The following is a 17,281-nucleotide window of genomic DNA, read 5'->3' on the forward strand; positions in this document are numbered from 1 at the left end:
GGGGGGGGGGGGGGGGGAGCCGGTAGCGGCCGGCTTCGACGGGATAGCCGTCCCGGCCGTCCCGGGTGATGCGGGTCTCGATGTATTTGGTGTCGCGGACGAACTCCTGGCCGCCGGTGACGTACGAACCCTGCGTGCCGGACGTTGACGAGCCGGATGAGCCCGCTGCTGCGGGGGTGGTGTCGGTGCCCATGACGACCACACTAATCAGCGCTCACGACATTGGCACCGAACACTCCAGGGTGTATATTCCACGTGGAATATTTGGTGTGGGTCGAAAGGTGGGCGTCGTGGGTGCCGGTCGCGGTGGGGGTGAGCATGTGTTGGCTCCGTTGGCGGTGCTGGTGCTCGGGCTGCTCGCCGAACAACCGTTGCACCCGTACGAGATGGTGCAGATCACGCTCGAGCGACGTGAGGATCGACTGGTGAAGTTTCGGCCGGGCACGCTCTACCACACGGTCGACCGGCTTCTCGGGAACGGACTGATCGAGGTCCACGACGTCCGACGCGAGGGCAACCGGCCCGAACGCACCGTCTATGCGATCACCGAGGCCGGACAGGAGGCGCTCGTGGTCAATCTCGAGCGCATCCTCGCCCAGCACTCACCCGAGTATCCCGAGCTCTACCTCGCGCTGTCGGAAGCCCATGCCCTTCCCCGGCCGCGGGTGATCGAGTTGCTCTCGGCCCGCATCGAGGCGATGCGCGCCGATCTCGCGCAGTTCGTCGACGCCGCCGAGTGGGCGTCGGGCAAGGGCATCCCGGAGATGTTCTTCCTCGACGCCGGCTGTCGGATCGTCACCCTGCGGACCCAGATCGAGTGGCTCGCCGGTCTTCTCGGCCGTCTGGAGTCCGGAGAGATCGAATGGCTCGACGACCCGGATTCGCCCTATGCCGCCATGCAGCACATGTTCTCCTCCCTACAGTCTCCACAGAAAGTGACCCCGCAATGAGTACGTCCACCTCCCCGGCGGCGGTGACCAACCGCCCCTGGCTGTCCCTGATGGCGCTGTGCGTCGGGTTCTTCATGATCCTCGTAGACATGACGATCGTCGCCGTCGCCCAACCCGAGATCCAGGTCGCCCTGCGCACCGACGTCAACGGCATCGTGTGGGTCACCAGCGCCTACCTGCTCACCTACGCCGTACCGCTGCTGATCACCGGACGGCTCGGTGACAAATACGGCCCCAAACTCGTCTACCAGGTCGGGCTGGTCGTCTTCACCGCCGCGAGTGTGTGGTGCGGTTTCGCCGGTTCGATCGGTGAACTGATCGCCGCACGCGCCCTCCAGGGCATCGGTGCCGCGCTGATCACCCCGCAGACCATGGCGCTCATCACCCGGATCTTCCCGCCCGAGAAGCGCGGCGCGGCCATGGGCGTGTGGGGCACCGTCGCCGGTGTCGCCACCCTGGTCGGCCCGCTGCTCGGTGGGATCCTCACCGACCAATTCGGTTGGGAGTGGATCTTCTTCGTGAACCTGCCGGTCGGCATCGTCGGGCTGATCCTCGCCGCCACCCTGGTGCCCTCGGTCGACACCCACGACCATTCCTTCGACTGGATCGGCGTGGTGCTGTCGGCGGTCGGTCTGTCGGCGCTCGTCTTCGGCATCCAGGACGGCGAGAAGTACGACTGGGCGGCCTGGATCTGGGCGCTGATCATCGGCGGCATCGCGGTGATGGCCGTCTTCATCTACTGGCAGTCGCGCATCCGCACCGAACCACTCGTGCCGCTCTCGCTGTTCAAGGACCGCAACTTCACCCTCTCCAACATCGGTATCGCGTCGATGGGTTTCGCGATCTCCGGCCTGATGATCCCCGTGATGTTCTTCCTGCAGCTCGTCGGCGGGATGTCGCCGACCCGCTCGGCGGTGATGATGGTGCCGATGGCGGTGCTCACCGGCATCCTCGCGCCGATCGTCGGTCGGGTCCTCGACAAGGTCCATCCCAGCGCGATCATCGCCACCGCGTTGCTGCTGCAGGCGATCGCCGTCGGCTGGGTCGGCGTGATCGCCCGCCCGTCGACACCGGTGTGGCAGTTGATCATTCCGATGTGTCTGATGGGCATTGCCTCGGCGGGCATCTGGGCGCCGCTGGCGGCGACGGCGACACGCAACCTGCCATGGCAACAGGCCGGCGCGGGAGCGGGGGTCTACAACACCACCCGGATGATCGGTTCGGTGATCGGCTCGGCGGCCGTCGGCGCCATCATGCAGACCCGACTGGCCGCCGAACTGCCCGGGGTGAACACCACCGAGCAGAGCAGTGCGGTCAGTCAGCTGCCCGCGTTCGTGCGTGAGCCGTTCGCCACCGCCATGGGCCAGTCGCTGTACCTGCCGGCCGGGGTGCTGCTGATCGGTGTTCTCGCCACGTTGTTCCTGACGCGGCCCAAGCACCAGGCGTCGCCGTTCACCGGGGCGGCCGCGGTCTCCAAGGGCGAGGTCGAGGGAGCCGGCGCGGCGTAGCCCGGTTCGTCGAGTCCGTCCCAGGTCGGGGGAGGTGCTGCGGGATGTCCCCGCGGCGCCTCCCCCGATCTGTCGGTGGCCGATCGTACGGTGTTGGACATGCGGATTCTGCACACCTCGGACTGGCACCTCGGCCGGACGTTCCACGGTGTCGAGCTCCTCTCCGATCAACGTCGGATGCTCGCCGACATCGCTGCGATCGTCGCCGCCGAGTCGGTCGACGTCGTCGTGGTGGCGGGCGATGTGTACGACCGTTCGGTTCCCTCGGCGGATGCGGTGTCCGTCTACGACGCCGGCCTGGGTGACATCGCCGCCGCCGGGGCGCAGATCGTCGTCACCTCCGGCAACCACGATTCACCGACCCGACTCGGTGCCGCATCGGCATTCGCGGCCGCGGGCGGACTGCACCTGCGCACGAGTGTGGCTGCCATCGACACACCGGTCCTGCTCGACGACGAGTTCGGCCCGGTGGCGTTCTACGGGATTCCCTACCTCGAACCCGACGCCGTCCGAAAGGCTTTCGACATCGATGCCCCGTGCGGTCATCAGGGCGTCCTGGGCGCGGCAATGGACCGGGTGCGCGCCGACGCCACCGCACGCGGCGCGCGTACCGTCGTCGCCGCCCACGCGTTCGTCAGCGGGGCCGTCAGTACCGGATCGGAGCGGTCCATCAGCGTCGGTGGGGTGGAAACGGTTGCCGCCGATACGTTCTCAGGGATCGATTACGTTGCGCTCGGTCACCTGCACTCACCGCAGGAGATCACCCCGGCGGTGCGCTACAGCGGCTCGCCGATGCCGTACTCCTTTGGTGAGAACAGTCATCGCAAGGGCGTGTGGCTCGTCGATCTCGATGCCGACGGCGTGACCGACGTTCGCCTGCACGAGCTGCCCGCCCTGCGTGGGTTGTCCTCCCTGCGAGGCACTCTCGATGAGCTCCTCGGTGACGAGAAGTACGCCGACGCGCATGAGCACTACATCGAGGCGACGCTCACCGACACCATCCGGCCGCTCGACGCGATGCGCCGACTGCGCGAGCGATTCCCCTACGCGGTGCACGTGCACTGGGAGCGACCGGAGGCCCTCGGTCGTCTCGATTACCGGTCGCGCATACGCGGACGCACCGACGCAGAGATCATCGCTGCCTTCGTCGGTGACGTCCGTGACGAGCCGTCCGTGGCCGAGCGGGACCTGATCGAGCGTGCGCTGCGTGAGGTCGTCGGCGAACCCGAAGTGGTCGAGGCCGGTGCTGCCGAGGTCGGTGCTGCTGACATCGAGGCCATCGAGGCCGATCAAGGGCAGTGGGCGCTGTTCGCCCTCGACACCGAACCGAAGTCGGCGTGAGGCGCCGCCGATGAGACTGCATCGTTTACGGATGACGGCGTTCGGGCCGTTCGCCGCGGACACCGAGATCGATTTCGACGCCCTCGGTGCCGACGGCCTGTTCCTGCTGCACGGGCAGACCGGAGCCGGAAAGACCTCGGTGCTCGACGCCGTGGCCTTCGCGCTGTTCGGCAGGGTGCCCGGTTCGCGGCAGGAGGGACGCCGACTGCACTCCGATCATGCTGATGCACAGCAGGTTCCGGAAGTGGAGCTCGAGGCCACCATCGGTGGCCGACGGATGCGCATCGTGCGCGCACCGGAATACCATCGACCCAAGAAGCGCGGAACCGGCACCACCAAGGTCCAGGCAAAGGCCACGATGACCTGGCTCGACGACTCGGGCCCGGCACTGACCCGGCTACCGGAGATCGGTGAGTCGATCACGCGACTGCTCGGGATGAGTGCCGATCAGTTCTTCCAGGTCGTGCTCCTCCCGCAGGGCGACTTCGCGCGATTCCTGCGCGCGAGCTCCGAGGATCGAGAAGCGTTGCTGGAGCGGCTGTTCGACACCGAGCGGTTCGGTGGGGTCGAGGAGTGGCTCAAGGACCGTGCCCGGCAGGCCGAATCAGCTCTCGGTGAGAAGGCGGCGGCGGTCGAACGCATCGCCGGTCAGATGGCAGCAGTGCTCGACTGCGAACCACCGGCGGAGGCGGAGATCGACTGGGCGCAAGGGTGTCTGGCCAACGCCCGGGAGACCGTCGAGTCCGCCCACCGGCGACTCGCCGCGGCGCAGGCCGAACTCGACGGTGCGCAGACAACACTCGCGAACGGAAATCGGCTGGCGGAGTTACGGCGTCGAGGCCTCGAGGCGCAGGCGCGATTGACTCAGCTCGATGCCGGAGCTGCCGATCTCGAGCAGGCACGCGTCGCGGCGCGGGCAGCTCGCGCCGCGGCACCGATCATTCCGCTCGCCGACGACCACGACGCCGCAGCGTCGGCTGCGGCCGCCGCGACCCGCGCATACGACTCTGCCGCAGCGGGATTCGCCGACCTACCCGAGGGAGCAGCGCTCGCGGGCTCCGACGCTGATCTCGATGCGGCGATCGAACGGTGGACCGGGGAGTCGGCGCGGTGGGAGCCGCTCGCGCGACGCGTCGAACAGCGTCCCACGCTGCTGACCGACCTTCGTCGGCTCGACGCCGAAGTGGCTGCCGCACAAGCCCGTACCGCTGAGCTGACCGGCATGCTGGAGGCCGCGCCGGACCGCCGTCAGGTTGCGGTGACCGCGTTGACGGCCGCATCCGAGGCGAGATCCGACGTGCAACGGCTCGCCGCCGACCGCGAACGATGCGAGGAGCTGGTCGCAGCGTTCGTCGCGCGGCAAGCGCTGGACGCCGAGCTCACGCATGCTCGGACGGAGGTGCTCGCCGCACGTGAATCACACACCGTCGCGCGCGAACACCACCTCGATCTGCGGGAGCGTCGGATCGCCGGCATGGCCGCCGAGCTCGCCTCGACGCTCACCCCGGGAGAGCCGTGCATGGTGTGCGGATCAACCGAGCACCCGGCGCCCGCCGACGCCGGCGAGCAGACCGACGTCGCGAAGACCGCGGAAGCCGCGGCGGCGGCCGCCGAAGATCGTGCGGCCGAGCGCCGGAGGCGAGCCGAGACGGCGCTGGCCACGCTCGAGGCACGCCGTGTGCACCTCGAGGAGGAGATCGGTGAGGAGTCCGCGGATGTGGTGCGATCGCGTCGACAGGCACTCGACCGTGAGCTCGCCGACGCCCGGACCCGGGTGGCGTCGATCCCGACCCTCGAACGCGCCGTCAACGCCATCGATGCCGAGATCGAGACCTGGCGCACCGAACTCGGCCGTCTCGCGGCGTCGACGTCCGCGCGCGCGGAACGCCGCTCGACGCTGCGTCGCGAGATCGACGATCTCGATGACGAGGTCGCACAGGCCACCGGCGGGCGGATCGGTGTCGATGAGCGACGTGCCGAGCTGGCCGAGCTGTGTCGTCGGGCTCGGGCCCTGCGCGATGCGCGAGCCGACCTGCACCGCGCGGTCCGACACCGTGACGACCTCGCCGGTCGACTCGAATTGCGGTTGTCCGAAGCCGGATTCAGTGATGTGGGGGCGCTGCGCGACGCGGCGGCGACGCCCGCGCAGCTCGATGCCTGGGAGACGATGATCTCTCGGGCGGCGGAGCTGCGCGCCGGCGCCCAGGAAACGATGGCAGACGCCGATGTCGCTGCGGCGCTGTCGACCGAGCCGGTCGACACCGGCGTTTTGTCGGAGGCGCTGGCGCAGGCCCAACGGCGGCAGGAGGCGGCGGCGCGTGAGCACGCCCTGGCCGCCCGAACGGTGACGCGACTCGAGGAGCTCGTCGCCGAGTTCTGGTCGGCGCTCGACGTGCTGGCACCGGCCCGGGAGCGGCACGCTCGCGTGCAGGGTCTGGCCGATCTGGTCGCCGGGCGCGGCCAGAACGCGCGCAAGATGTCGCTGCACTCCTATGTGCTGGCCTCGCGTCTCGAGGAGGTCTTGGTGGCGGCGTCGGTTCGGCTGCATCAGATGTCCTCGGGCCGTTACGAATTCGTCCACTCCGATGCGGCCGGTCCGCGCGGTCGCCGCGGTGGTCTGGGCATCGAGGTGCACGACGAGTACACCGGCGCCGTTCGTGCGGCCACCACGCTGTCCGGTGGAGAGACCTTCTTCGCCTCGCTGGCCCTGGCCCTCGGACTGGCCGATGTCGTGTCCGCGGAATCCGGTGGCCGCGTCCTCGACACCATCTTCATCGACGAGGGCTTCGGTTCCCTGGACCCCGAGGCGCTCGACCTCGTCATGGGCGTCCTCGACGAGTTGCGTTCGGGCGGACGGGTGGTCGGCGTCGTCAGCCACGTCGACGAGATGCGCGCGAGGATTCCGGCGCAACTGCACGTGGTGCGGGGGACCAACGGGTCCTCAGTGCGCATGGACGTCGTGGTGGGCGTGTCGTGACCTGCCGGATTGGGTTGCCGGACCGGAGTGCGCTACTCTAAGTGCCGCCCGTTGAGCCCCCGTAGCTCAGGGGATAGAGCGTCTGCCTCCGGAGCAGAAGGCCGCAGGTTCGAATCCTGCCGGGGGCACTGTGAATCTGGTTTGTTTCCGCTGGTCAGAAGGCTTTCCGCTCATCTCCTGACTCGGATTACTGGTTCATCCTATGACCCTGGTGGGCCAAGACTGGGCCAACCTGGCCCATCATGTCGGCTGTGTCGCCGTGATCTGCTTATCGATCGCGCTGGTCAGCGCCACGAGTTCGTCGGTGTACAGATGCGCGTAAATGTGCGCTGTGGTCTGAATCGATTCGTGGCCCATGCTGGCCTGGAGAAGTTTCAGGTCCGCGCCTGCTCGGCGCAATATCGAGGCGTACGTATGTCGGAGGTCGTGGACCCTCAAGCCCTTGTGACCGATGTTCGATGTTGCCTCGGCCCAGCGTACCGCTTTCACCCACGCATTCGGCCGCAAGCGATAGCGCAGCGGCGAAAGAAATGCCGGCGAGTTCGCCGACCGATCCCCAATCTGCTGCCGAAGCTCATCGACCAACACTTCAGGAATACCCACCGTCCGGCGGGCCGCTCGCGTCTTCGTACCCCGAACGTGGATACGCCGAGCCTTAAGGTCGATATCACCGACATTCAGCCCAGCGGCTTCACCGACCCGCAATCCTGTGAAAGCCAGGACAGGCACCAGATAACTCTGATCCACCGGTACACGATCATCTGAGGGCTTCGGGCGACACATCTCGCGCAGCCGCATCACCTCGGGCGTCGTGAGTACGTGCGACTCGCGACGGGGGAGCGGCGGCACCGTGACACCGAGCGCGGGGTTGGCCATGATCCAGCCCCGTTCCACGGCGTACGCCATGGTCTGGCGGAGCACCGACAGCGACTGTCGCTGCATACGCGGACCCACCCGTAGGTCGTTCAACCACTCCTGCACAGACGGGGTGTCCACCGACCCCACCGGCCACCCCGCGAACCTGGCATCGACATGCTTCCAGCCCGACGACCAGCATGCGGCCGTCTTAGCTTTGATCTCCTGTCGCGACTGCCGCCACTGGCGGTAACACTGCTCGACCGTAATCGTCTTACCCGCCCGCGCATCGACCACCAGGCCTCGGTTCTTCGCCGCGCGGATTTCAGCCTCGAAAGCGATAGCTTCACGGCGAGTTCCGAACCGCCGCCGGTGTTTTCGTCGATCTGGTGTTCGCCATTCCACCTGATATGACTTTCTCCCGCTGTCCAGCGTGATCGTCGAAATTGACACTCTTGCTCCTATCCGATGATGAAGAGTTGAGCCCGTCGTGACTCGGCCCTCATCATCTGGCCCACCACTGACATCGCTCACCGATCGCGAAAGAGATCGCCCCAATCGGCATCACCCACAGGTCGGACTTCAGTGCACGAGTAATCGCAGCAGTGGCTCCTGCATGCGTTCGCCGCCCGGTCGTAGGTCTCGTGAATCTCTTGCCATCCGCACGATGTACACACGGCTTCCCACGCGCTCATACGATGTCGCCGCTTGTCGGCATATACATCGCGCCGGGCGGACGGTCGCCATAGTGCTTCGAATTGGGCACCGAGCTCACCGTGACGTCGGCGACAACGACGCTGGTCCCCACCGTGCTCAGCCGTTCCAGCTCGCTGGCGGTCAGTGTGACAACACCCTCCGCCACCGCCGGAACCACCTCGGTCGCGCCTTCATCATCGTCCGCAATCGCGCGGGCGATGATCCGCCCGCATCCCGTCTGGATCATCCGGGCTGACAGCGGATCGGTCAGCTTTAGCCGCAGCACCGCCACATTCCGCTCGCTCAGCTCCAGCGTTCGCGTCGACTCATCCCATCGCATGATGCTCTCTGCCTTCACTTTCCGAAGCTGACCGACTATCCATGCGCACTTCAGTCGTTGCGTCACCGGACCATCGAAGGATCACAGCCTGGTACACGGGGCCACCTGGCGGGCCTTCCAACTCCTCGTACCGGGAGCTCTCCGCTTCGTACCCGCCATCTGAGTGGTTGACGCACTGGACGATCGTCAGCCGCGGTCGCGTACCGATCTCGACAAGTCCGCCTGCCAGCACCTCGCCCAGGACTACCGAATTCGCCGCGAAGCGGCGCAGCAGTTCAATCAACCGACTGACGGTGAGCACACGGCTGCTCGGAAAGTATTGTGGCTCTTGATCGTAAGGCGGTGAGTGCCCGATACGACATTGCGCGGTCGCTGCCCACACCGCTTCCGGATGTGTGTCGTAGACTGCCGCAACGGAAAATTCTCTACCATTCCCGCCGATCCGTCCCCAGTACACGACGGACCAGGGACGTTCCTGGTCACAGTCCCGATGGACATACGCCTTCCGGGTAAACCAGAACCGGTCCCCGCTCATTCGACACTCACATGAACGACAGGCCGATCCGGGAGATCGGTCAACGACACTCCCGACCGATCGATGCACACCGACCGGGAAACGGCGCCGTGTGTAGCGCTCGCAACTGGTGAGTACGCCTCGTAGTCGGTGACCACACGGAAATCCCCCAGAGGAGTGTCCGACTCCGGCTTCAGGCGAATTGTCGCCGTGCGCAGCGCATCCCAGAGAGCGCCACCCATCGGCCGCCCTGCAGCGTCGTAGCGGCCGATAGCGATGATCGCGGTACCCACCTCCTGTGCGCTTAGCACAAGCTCCTCGAAATCGTCCGCCACCGATCGAGACGGGCGAGTCAGCTGCAGGTGGCGGGAGGTCGTAGTTAAGTCGTCCAACACCAGCAAACCGCCCTGGAAAGCCTCGAATGATCCCCGTAGATCGACGACGCTCGCATGCCTCATCGGGACGACAGCCACCGACGTGCTGCCTAGCGCGGTAGCAGCTTGACGCCGCCGACCACCAACCGCAACTACGGCAACATTTGCCGACCAGTCGTCCGCGGCCGCAATCGCCTTCGTCGTCTCGTAGACCATCATCGACGCTGCAGCGTCAGGACCATATACGCAGGTCAGACCCGGCGTCACACCACCCAGTAGTGCGTCCCATGCCGGCAGTCCTGATGGCCTGATTCCGCGCTTGACAGTTGATTCATTCATCGCTTGTGCTCCGATCGTTTTCGTCGAGGTCGACCATGATCGACTCCGGTTCGGCGGCGATCCGGCGGATCGTCTCATGCTGGCGGTCCGTGAGGCCCTCCTGCGGAATTCCGTCCACATACAACGCCCACCACGTCGACTTCGAAATATCGCACTCAGGACACAAACGGGGCGTCACCAGCCCAAATGGATAGACCATCGGTGCGTAGTCCCACCCCATATCAAATGCCTGATCTGGAGTGAGGATCTCGCGCCGGTCACACGACTCGCACACATGCAGTAGGCGCATCAGTGGCTCACCGGCCGTCGAATCACGCCACGTATCACGTCGACCGCCACTGCGAGGTCCCAAAACGCGGACTGAAATGCTTGCTCACAGACCGCTACGGATGCCGGATCGCATCGCACACCAGCCGCCACCGCCCGCTCCATCTCACAGGCCAGCTGCGACGTCTGCCGGTTAAGCAGCGCACACCACCATCCAAGCTCTGCCCAATCGGTCCCGTCAGACATCACGATCCACCCGGCTCTCCGCCAGATAGGCCTGGACATCAGCCAACCGCCACCGCCGATGCCGTGGGGACAGCCGCAGATGCACAGGACCTGGGGCCGGCAGTCCCGCATCCCTGCGGGCAGCCCACTCATGCAACGTCGGAGCCGGCACGGTCGTCAGCGCCTCGACCTGCTTCGCGTTGAGGACCACATTCCCGTCCATCTCCTCAAAATTCTCACTCATCACCCAATACCCCACCTTCCTGTTCTCGAAACTCTCTTGGAAATCATTTAACTTCCCGCAAATAATTGACACGGTCCACATATCTCGAATACGACGCATAATCGATCGCACAAAACCTCGGCTCCCCGCCATCAATCACCACAGCCTGACCAGGACGCGCAACCGACAAACGATCCTGCAACATCGGATCGAGACCATCCCAAACCAGCGACACATCCTTCCGCTGCTGCATTCGATGAATAATTAAACGACCGAACTGCGACCGCCCCGGAACGACATCGGACAAAGGACGCTGCGTAATAGCCAAGCAATTGACGAGCGCTTTCCGGCCCTGCACCAAAATTGTGTTCATCGCGGCGCTAAACTTTGCGTATTCGGCACGGCCGAGGGCCTTGTACCGCTCACCAAGGACTTGCAGCTCTTCCAACGTGACGAGCCATGCTGGCACCTCCGGTGTCGGGACCGTCAACCCGTCCGAGTGCGGCGGGAGTTGGTCGATCCGCCGCTCGATCTCCGCAACGGCAGCTTCCAGCACCGTGAGACCCGACTCAAGTGACTTCACACCAGTTCCAGTCGCGATCAGGTCGTCACGCTGGAAGGGACGCAGCAGGATGCGCTCGATGTCGATCCCCACAACCCGCACCCGTTGTGTCGCAAGTGCCTGCGCAACAAGCAAGCACGCGGTTGAGCTCTTGCCCGACCCGTTCATCCCAGTCACCAGAGTGTGCCTACGATACGGATCGAACTCGACGTCATCGCCATCCAGGGCGGTACCAAGGCGCATCATCACCACTCCACCGCCCTCGGCATTAGCGGATCACGAGACCCCAGCTCCACCACCGCAGTTCGCCGCGTCGTACTGACAACTGACACCGCTTCATCGCCCGGCAGCAGCGCTCCCAGCACGCGAGCGCGCTCAGCTGTCAGGTCGGAAGCCGTGAGGGGCGGATCGAACGCCAGTTCAACCCGAACACCCGTCGGCGTCACCCACGCCCGAACCGGCATCGGCGTCACAATGGACTCGCCCGCACCCTGCTTCACTGCCAGTGCGCCACCGAACCTTGGATCCGACCAGTCGACACCACGAAAGGCCTCGGCCCAGCGACGCTCATCATCAGTCACCCGACCCCGATCGCCATCGACCACCAACGGCCGCGGTTTCGCCGGCCCCGCCAGCCACAAGCCCACGAGCACCACAGCAGCGATCACCAGCAACGGCCCTAGCGTCGACATCAATGACCACCCCCTGGTACCGGCGACGCGAGCGACGGCACCGTCGGCGCGTCAGATCGCAGCCGCCACCCCAGCAGATACACCGGGATGGAGTCGCCCACCGGCAGCGGCAGCGGGGTCGCGGTACCCGGAGGGACAGGCTCATACACCCGCTGCAGCCCCTCCGGAATAGGCACAGGCCATTCCGGTGCAGCCACAAATCTCGTCACCGTGGCCGGAGCTGGCACCGCCAGCGAATCATCACGACCACACCCAGATACGGTCAAAGCAGCCACTGTCACCGCCAGCCCACCCACCAGCCACCGTCGTGGTGACCTCACGACGCAACCTTGGCTGCCCGCGGCCCCTCAAGTGGCTCGATGCCATCAGCAGAAAACCACATGCCGCCGCCGGCGCGATCCCGGCTCGTCCAGATATGCGCGCGCAGATTGTGGACGCGTACGGGAGCAAAATCGGGGATATCGGGGACCGGCACGTACAAGGTGAGCTTCATCGCGGATCGCGAGGTGTCGCCGGGAAATCGGACCAGCAAATCGACATCCAGGCCGGCTACGCCTCCGCGCACCTTCGGGACGTCGAGCCCGTTTTCGCGCGTCATAGCGGGACTCGATCCCGCATATCGAACTTCCGCCGCCGACAAATCAACAACAACCGATTCTAAAGGCTTAATCGCCATTTCACGCCCTTCTCTTGGTAATCGTCTGACTGGTCTAGCCAGACCAGATTTACCGCAGACGGCGGCCCATGTCCACCCCAGAAAATGCCTCTGACCTGCGCAAATAGTCTTGCAAGCATGCTTGCTTGCATGAATGCATGCACTCAATTATTGGTGCATTAAAAGCGAGGCATCCTATTTGCAGTGAAAGCGTAGGTACGCAAATGCTATGTGACCAGCGACTATTGTTCTTGACCCATTCCTCGGACCGACCCGTTCGTGATAAATACAACCGGCCAAACAAGGGGGACCGCAGCGCTCGAGTCGACCCCTGTGCCCTCTGGGGCAAGGGTGGAACCAAGAACCACTCCCCGAGTGTGGCGGAAATCACACAGCCGTCGCTCGCGAAGCGGCTCGAGTCGGCAGAACAGGCGACGGAGGAGTCGTGTGATCTTAGTGAATGTCAGTGAAGCGCAGCCTAGTGCTAGCACGTCGACCGAGACGCAAGGCCGGAGTGGGGATGGTACTCAAGCTGGCCACAGGCGCCAACCTCCTATGGTCGGGAAGCGCAGCCGAACCGCTTCCCGCGTAGCGGCCCGCGCTTCTAGTAGAGATCGTCAATCGGCTGTGATTCGCCATCAACACCGAATAGCATCTCGCGAATGGTCATCTACTCTGGTGAGGATCACCTGCCGAGCGTTGTCGGGCACGGGGCGCACTACACCTTCCTGGTCGACTTTGGTCCGAAGACAAATGCACGTTCTGTTGCGCACAAACTCCTGGTCGCCGGCATTGGAGTTGCTGCGGGGTCGATGACTAGCGACGAGTTGCGCGTGAATAGGAGTCTGAAGAAATCGATTTCTGTTGAGCGTGAAATGGGGACTCTTTCAAGATTCACCTCGGAAATTGCCAAGGAGCATCCATCGATTCGGCGAGCATTTATGTTGAAGCCGCTGATCATTTTTCGATTTCTGGTGCGCTCGCTTCTGACCGGTTGGCGGAAGCGTCCTAATTCGGATACAGAAGTCCCGTCAAACTGGGCTGAGGATATGACGGTTCGATTCGAGAAGCTATCGCAGGGCTTGGCTGAAGAAATTATTAATCAAACGAAGATGCTCGGCGGAAGAATCGATATGGAAAGGCAGCTTCACACGCCAGCGTATACCTCTGCTGATCCTTATCTTCGAATAGCTCTGCAACCTAGCTACTTTGACGTAACGACTCCGGAGGGTGCGTCCGATGGAGCCATTGAGGTATCCTTAATGCTCCATCGAACGGGTATCTGTGTTGTGACCCTGACTGTAGACTCCCCAAAGGTTCTCGACTTCAAACAGGCTCGGCAATTCGTCTCTCCCTCCTGGCTTGAGTTTGAGTCAGTTCAGATATCCCAGCCCATTATCGATTACCTGAGCGGGTGGTTTACACGAACTCGTCGCCGCAAGAGATGGAGAGACGCGGAAGAGCACAGCGGTACACGATGGTCGAGTATCCACCGCGATCAGGTTTCGTACTCTATCTCCGTGACGTCGGTTTTCGAGACCTACATGCGTGCGGTGTGCACAGCCGCTAAAGTTTCGTATCTGTCGTGGCAGTCCTTCACCACGCTTTCGCTTGGCCGCCCGACCTGCGGATGCGATGCGGAGAACTTCTCGTCCAATCACGCCCGTAGCTTGGTGGCGTTGATGACAAAGACGTCCACCTCGGTGAATTTCAGGGAGGATGCATATCCCGCGTTGTTGAAGAACCGGCTTCCGATTGAGGAACAAGCCCTCTGGTTATCTCCTACATCCGCAATACTTATTGACTTCAATAGTGATGCACCTCAATACATGCAGGATATGCACCGATCCGTCATTGCTACAGAGTCGGCGCTCTGTCAGCATGGTCAGCTCGGTCAGATCGACAGCATGACTACGAACGCAATCCTCCGCGACGATGACCTTTTCGTGGCTCAGCGAGCACTAACTAGCGGTCTCCTGGAATACCAACGTGATGTGTACTCCGAGATTGGACTACGGCAGATAGTTGATGCAATTCACCAAGAGCTAGGCACTCACATTCTCTACTCTCGGCTACTTGACCGCGTCGGTGTAATGCAATCACTTGTCACATCCCTATACTCCCGTAACCAGAACCGTCGTTCTCTGTTTATATCCGCGAGCGGTCTTGTGCTGATTTTGGTGCTCCTCTTGCCGCGTCTCGCCGAGACTCTTCGTTCTTTCGTTCAGGCTGGCGGATACCCCGCTGCCCTTATCCAGCGCATTGATGGCTGGACAGGGGGTAGGGGAGCGACAACGCTTATTCTATACACAATCGTCATTGTGGTGTCTGTGGCTGTGTTCGTTGCACTATCGGTTCGTTGGCCAATTAGACGGGGAAGAGGCCGATTTGGCTACTCGACACGGGGTAGATTCGGAATCAAAGTGGACCTGGGGCGTGGCAATCCGCCCACAGACGCAAATAGCAACGAAGAACCCCCGGGGGGCGGCTGAGCGTCGTGATTGCAGACCGCACAAAGCTTCATCGGAGTTTTCGAGCCAGGTCGCTATACAGACCCACGTCCACGCCGATCAAGAATTTAGGTTTGCGAAACGCCTCCGAATTAGGAATCAACCCGGTAATTGACGCGCAACCGACAAGATTCAGAGATAAGATCACAATGATGGCAGCGCCGGTTTCGTTCTCACGACCTGCGTAGCTGTGGTGAGGTAGTTCTATGCCGTCGATCACTGTGACTCAACTGAATGGCGTCGTCTACTCTGCAGGCAAAGTGTTCGATGGACTCTCCGCCAGCCGGCTTGCAACTGAGAAATTTCTTCGGTTAGGCAGGACTGACGGAATCGACTCACGCGCAGACCTCGCACTGCTGAAGGACCTCCGTGATGCCGCACACGTCCTGCTCGACCACCACGGTTATCCAGACGCCACGTTCGTCTGCGCCATCAACGCCAGCCTCACCCGCAGCGCGGCACTACATCCGGGCCAGTTCCGCACAGCAGACCAACAGATCGGCGTATCCACGCGCCACGGCCGCCACACACCCGGACCGATCACCGATCAGGCACTCCAGGCGCTCCTCGACAACGCGCTCGACAGCCCTGACGTACACAAGGCCGCTGTCAACGTGTTCGTGGACCTCGCGCGCGCTCAGCCCTTCGAGGACGGCAACAAACGCACAGCGTTGCTCGCCGCGAACACCGTGTTGCTCGCTGCCTCCACCGGAACCCTTCTCGCCATCCCCTTCGACGACAATGATCCGTCCGTAACAGAGCAATTCAACGACCGCCTCGCCACCGCATACATCCAAGCAGACTGCTCCGGGGTGACAGCGATGCTGCTAAGTGACGGCATCATTCCACTACCACCGGCGACTAGACCGCGGATCGCCAACCTCTAGTCTCGACCCTCACGCATCTGCGCATCCCACTCCACATCAGCTGGGCCGGGGGTACTACCAGCATCGCGCCGAAGGCGGTAGCGGTGGACGGTCCCCGGCGCGTAGAGCCGAAGCAATAGTGACACCGAAATCTGGTCCGCTCGTCACGCACAGGAAACCGCCGACCAACCGCCCCTGACCGCACATCACACGCCGCGATGTCGACCAACGAAACCCGCTCCCACGGGGCACCCTGCGCCGAGCCAACAACGGAGACACCGATACCGGGAAGCGCTCACCCGGCCGGTACGATGCGCGTGAGCGAGCCCAGCGCCGCATCAACCGCCGGGCCTGTGCAAAGTCCTCCACCGACAACGTCACCGACGAGGCGACCCGACGCAAACCCCAGTATCCCCAGAAGCGGCCAGGACCGGCGCCCGGAGACCGCCACAGCTCCGGCACCATGTGCTGATATTCCTTGCCACTCGACGACGAGTCGGACTGTGCAGCACCGTGTTTGGCGAAGTAGATCGCCAGGCGCTTCGGATCGCGAGCACGTAAGCCCTCCACGAGGTCAACGGCCGTACCCGCACGTTCATGCCGCATGCGCTGCACGGGATCAGGATGTCCCACCACATCGGCCCACGTCGACGACAGCCACGCACGGAACTGCGCACCCGACTCAGGGACACTCGTCGCGTGCTGCCCTCGGCGCCGCTCAATGCGTGCGGTCGGCAGCGCCAACCACAAGTGCAGATGCGGCGCTCCGCGCTCCTGAAACTCCAACTTCCACAACGCATTCAACGATCCGTACCGACGCGAGAACCGGTGTCGAAACATATCAACATGGCGTTTGACGGCACGACCAGTGGGCGCGATCGACTCCCACTCACCTGGATACGTCAGCGTCACCATCGCCGGTATGCCAGACGCGGAAACAACTGGTGCATAGTCGATTTCGGCCAGAGCCCTTGTCATATTCGCACGCGACTTGCGTGACCACTCAGTGACCTCTCGACCGCCCGGACCCCGATCAACAAGGTGAACAGCACCCACCGCCGATGCACCTGACCGCATCAACGCTCGGCGCTCCTCGTCGGAAAGCGACTGCCACCAGATGTTGGCGTCCACACCCGCAGGCGCCTGCTGCGCGAGCCACTCCGCCAGGCGGATCGACAAGTCTGACTCGCCAGCAGCCCTCGCGGACGCACGCTCCACCGCCCTCGCCACGCGATCCGAATTCACTGCCGACAACGAGACCGCACCTGAAGCGATCCGCAACGAGAACGTTAGACCCTCACGCGCCCCCGGATCATGTACCCGCCACGACGACCGCGGCCCCGGGAACACCGACCGTGCACCATCACGCCGCGAATACGAGACCTCT

General features: G+C 63.7%; 14 protein-coding genes, 1 tRNA gene and 1 pseudogene. 7 read left to right on the plus strand and 9 right to left on the minus strand.

Annotated features, from left to right (window positions below; translation table 11 throughout):
* Positions 1-193 (minus strand): annotated as a pseudogene (locus B1964_RS30660) (glutathione S-transferase family protein); the annotation flags it as partial.
* A gap of 88 nt (positions 194-281) precedes the next feature.
* On the opposite strand from B1964_RS30660, the gene B1964_RS07000 reads away from it, so the two are divergent.
* From B1964_RS07000 to B1964_RS07020, 5 genes are all read left to right on the plus strand, one after another.
* Entirely contained in the window at positions 282-950 is a 669-nt protein-coding gene (locus B1964_RS07000; RefSeq protein WP_079929330.1) for a PadR family transcriptional regulator, read from the plus strand.
* Positions 947-2,458: an MFS transporter gene (locus B1964_RS07005; protein ID WP_079929331.1), complete on the plus strand. Its 1,512-nt coding sequence runs from the start codon at positions 947-949 to the stop codon at positions 2,456-2,458. The genes B1964_RS07000 and B1964_RS07005 overlap by 4 nt, the downstream gene beginning before the upstream one ends.
* A gap of 99 nt (positions 2,459-2,557) precedes the next feature.
* Complete coding sequence (locus tag B1964_RS07010; RefSeq protein ID WP_079929342.1) at positions 2,558-3,799, plus strand: exonuclease SbcCD subunit D; 1,242 nt, start codon at positions 2,558-2,560, stop codon at positions 3,797-3,799.
* A gap of 10 nt (positions 3,800-3,809) precedes the next feature.
* Positions 3,810-6,776 carry an AAA family ATPase gene (locus B1964_RS07015; RefSeq protein WP_079929332.1) on the plus strand — a complete coding sequence of 989 codons (2,967 nt, stop codon included), beginning with the start codon at positions 3,810-3,812 and terminating at the stop codon, positions 6,774-6,776.
* Positions 6,777-6,831: 55 nt separating this feature from the next.
* Positions 6,832-6,904, plus strand: a tRNA-Arg gene (locus tag B1964_RS07020).
* A gap of 112 nt (positions 6,905-7,016) precedes the next feature.
* On the opposite strand, the gene B1964_RS07025 is transcribed toward B1964_RS07020, so the two are convergent.
* The 8 genes from B1964_RS07025 to B1964_RS07065 all read right to left on the minus strand — a co-directional run bounded on the left by B1964_RS07025 (position 7,017) and on the right by B1964_RS07065 (position 12,539).
* Positions 7,017-8,084 carry a site-specific integrase gene (locus tag B1964_RS07025; protein WP_139765652.1) on the minus strand — a complete coding sequence of 356 codons (1,068 nt, stop codon included), beginning with the start codon at positions 8,082-8,084 and terminating at the stop codon, positions 7,017-7,019.
* 238 nt (positions 8,085-8,322) lie between these two features.
* The gene (locus B1964_RS07030; protein ID WP_139765653.1) at positions 8,323-8,733 is read right to left on the minus strand and encodes a hypothetical protein; all 411 of its coding nucleotides are present in this window, start codon (positions 8,731-8,733) and stop codon (positions 8,323-8,325) included.
* 465 nt (positions 8,734-9,198) lie between these two features.
* Positions 9,199-9,894, minus strand: a complete 696-nt coding sequence (locus B1964_RS07040; RefSeq protein ID WP_139765654.1) for a hypothetical protein — start codon at positions 9,892-9,894, stop codon at positions 9,199-9,201.
* Entirely contained in the window at positions 9,887-10,183 is a 297-nt protein-coding gene (locus B1964_RS07045; protein WP_079929337.1) for a hypothetical protein, read from the minus strand. The genes B1964_RS07040 and B1964_RS07045 overlap by 8 nt, the downstream gene beginning before the upstream one ends.
* Positions 10,184-10,399: 216 nt before the next feature.
* Positions 10,400-10,630, minus strand: a complete 231-nt coding sequence (locus B1964_RS07050) for an AlpA family transcriptional regulator (protein WP_079929343.1) — start codon at positions 10,628-10,630, stop codon at positions 10,400-10,402.
* A 43-nt stretch (positions 10,631-10,673) separates the two neighbouring features.
* Positions 10,674-11,417 (minus strand): FtsK/SpoIIIE domain-containing protein, encoded by a 744-nt coding sequence (locus B1964_RS07055; protein ID WP_139765655.1) that lies wholly within the window; start codon positions 11,415-11,417, stop codon positions 10,674-10,676.
* Positions 11,417-11,845, minus strand: a complete 429-nt coding sequence (locus B1964_RS07060) for a hypothetical protein (protein ID WP_139765656.1) — start codon at positions 11,843-11,845, stop codon at positions 11,417-11,419. The genes B1964_RS07055 and B1964_RS07060 overlap by 1 nt, the downstream gene beginning before the upstream one ends.
* 334 nt (positions 11,846-12,179) lie before the next feature.
* Complete coding sequence (locus B1964_RS07065) at positions 12,180-12,539, minus strand: hypothetical protein (RefSeq protein WP_139765657.1); 360 nt, start codon at positions 12,537-12,539, stop codon at positions 12,180-12,182.
* 641 nt (positions 12,540-13,180) lie between these two features.
* On the opposite strand from B1964_RS07065, the gene B1964_RS29945 reads away from it, so the two are divergent.
* Complete coding sequence (locus B1964_RS29945; RefSeq protein WP_139765658.1) at positions 13,181-15,010, plus strand: hypothetical protein; 1,830 nt, start codon at positions 13,181-13,183, stop codon at positions 15,008-15,010.
* A 224-nt stretch (positions 15,011-15,234) separates the two neighbouring features.
* Entirely contained in the window at positions 15,235-15,915 is a 681-nt protein-coding gene (locus tag B1964_RS07070; protein WP_079929341.1) for a Fic family protein, read from the plus strand.
* Positions 15,916-17,281 lie beyond the last annotated feature (1,366 nt).

The organism is Gordonia sp. i37, assembly GCF_002043085.1.
GTDB lineage: Bacteria > Actinomycetota > Actinomycetes > Mycobacteriales > Mycobacteriaceae > Gordonia > Gordonia polyisoprenivorans.

Coding starts and splice junctions, on each gene's coding strand:
- B1964_RS29945 (WP_139765658.1), top strand. CDS start 13,181: ATGGTCATCTACTCTGGTGAGGATCACCTGCCGAGCGTTGTCGGGCAC.
- B1964_RS07050 (WP_079929343.1), bottom strand. CDS start 10,630: ATGAGTGAGAATTTTGAGGAGATGGACGGGAATGTGGTCCTCAACGCG.
- B1964_RS07055 (WP_139765655.1), bottom strand. CDS start 11,417: ATGATGCGCCTTGGTACCGCCCTGGATGGCGATGACGTCGAGTTCGAT.
- B1964_RS07070 (WP_079929341.1), top strand. CDS start 15,235: ATGCCGTCGATCACTGTGACTCAACTGAATGGCGTCGTCTACTCTGCA.
- B1964_RS07045 (WP_079929337.1), bottom strand. CDS start 10,183: ATGCGCCTACTGCATGTGTGCGAGTCGTGTGACCGGCGCGAGATCCTC.
- B1964_RS07065 (WP_139765657.1), bottom strand. CDS start 12,539: ATGGCGATTAAGCCTTTAGAATCGGTTGTTGTTGATTTGTCGGCGGCG.
- B1964_RS07010 (WP_079929342.1), top strand. CDS start 2,558: ATGCGGATTCTGCACACCTCGGACTGGCACCTCGGCCGGACGTTCCAC.
- B1964_RS07005 (WP_079929331.1), top strand. CDS start 947: ATGAGTACGTCCACCTCCCCGGCGGCGGTGACCAACCGCCCCTGGCTG.
- B1964_RS07040 (WP_139765654.1), bottom strand. CDS start 9,894: ATGAATGAATCAACTGTCAAGCGCGGAATCAGGCCATCAGGACTGCCG.
- B1964_RS07015 (WP_079929332.1), top strand. CDS start 3,810: ATGAGACTGCATCGTTTACGGATGACGGCGTTCGGGCCGTTCGCCGCG.